We start from the raw sequence: 1281 nt of genomic DNA on the forward strand, positions 1-1281 counted from the left end.
TGTCGACCACGTTGGTCAGGTTGTAGACGCTGGCCTCGACCTGGGTGGCATTCATGTTCACCGGTGGGCTTGAGCTGAAGTTGCGGAAGCTGATCTTGCCGTCGTGGATCTGCACCTCGTCGAGGGTGATCGGCAGCAATTTACTGAGTTGCGCTTGCCAGTCGGTGCCTTTACCGGTCTGGGAGTTCTGCTTGTTGGCCCCGCCATCGACGAAGTTGACCTCGGGATTGAGGAACTGCACCTGCGCCACCACGGCATGGTCGTACCACAGCGAGTGCCAGCTGACCGCCAGATCAATCACGGGTGCGTTGACGAACGGCACCGGTAGCTTGCCGTCGACCTTGACGATTTTCAGCCCGTTGATCTTGTACGCGCCGCGCCACAAAGCCAGATCAACGTCGGTAATCTGGCCCCGATAATCGCCCATGTCCGCCAGTTTGCCGTTCAGGTAGTCGCGCACCATGTAGGGCAGGGCGATGTGCAGCGCGATCAGCAACACAACGACGACGGCAAAAATCCCTAATGGCCAGCTGTAGCGACGCTTCATGACGGTAATTCCCTGACGATGTAAGCGATTGACTGTTGTGTGCCGCAGACGTTCGACCTGACTGGACTGCGCTGGGCAACAGGCTTACCTTGGGCGTTGAATTCAATGCTGCATAAGGACCCAGCCATGAGCCGTATTTTTGCTGACAACGCCCATTCCATCGGCAACACACCGCTGGTGCAGATCAACCGTATCGCGCCGCGCGGCGTCACCATTCTGGCCAAGATCGAGGGGCGTAACCCCGGTTATTCGGTCAAGTGCCGGATTGGCGCCAACATGATCTGGGACGCCGAAAGCAGCGGCAAACTCAAGCCGGGGATGACCATTGTCGAGCCGACTTCGGGCAACACCGGCATCGGCCTGGCCTTTGTCGCGGCCGCCCGAGGCTACAAGTTGATGCTGACCATGCCGGCCTCGATGAGCATCGAGCGTCGTAAAGTACTCAAGGCGCTGGGCGCCGAGCTGGTGCTGACCGAACCGGCCAAGGGCATGAAAGGTGCGATCGAGAAGGCCGCCGAAATTGTTGCCAGTCATGCCGACAAGTACTTTATGCCGTCGCAGTTCGATAACCCGGCCAATCCGGCGATTCACGAGAAAACCACGGGGCCGGAAATCTGGAATGACACCGATGGCGCAGTCGACGTGTTGGTGGCTGGTGTCGGGACCGGCGGAACCATCACCGGCGTTTCGCGGTATATCAAGAATACCCAGGGTAAACCGATCCTGTCGGTGGC

Annotated in this window: 1 protein-coding gene and 1 pseudogene; one reads left to right on the plus strand and one right to left on the minus strand. The window is 59.0% G+C overall.

The genetic code is table 11. The features are described 5' to 3' along the window. Window positions 1–547: pseudogene (locus DBR24_RS34205) on the minus strand (hypothetical protein); the annotation flags it as partial. Window positions 548–673: 126 nt separating this feature from the next. Here DBR24_RS34205 and DBR24_RS34210 point away from each other — a divergent pair. Then, window positions 674–1281 (plus strand): pyridoxal-phosphate dependent enzyme (locus DBR24_RS34210; protein WP_256591933.1); only part of this gene is annotated, 608 nt, incomplete at its 3' end.

It is taken from the genome of Pseudomonas sp. HMWF006 (assembly GCF_003061205.1).
GTDB classification, from domain to species: domain Bacteria; phylum Pseudomonadota; class Gammaproteobacteria; order Pseudomonadales; family Pseudomonadaceae; genus Aquipseudomonas; species Aquipseudomonas monsensis.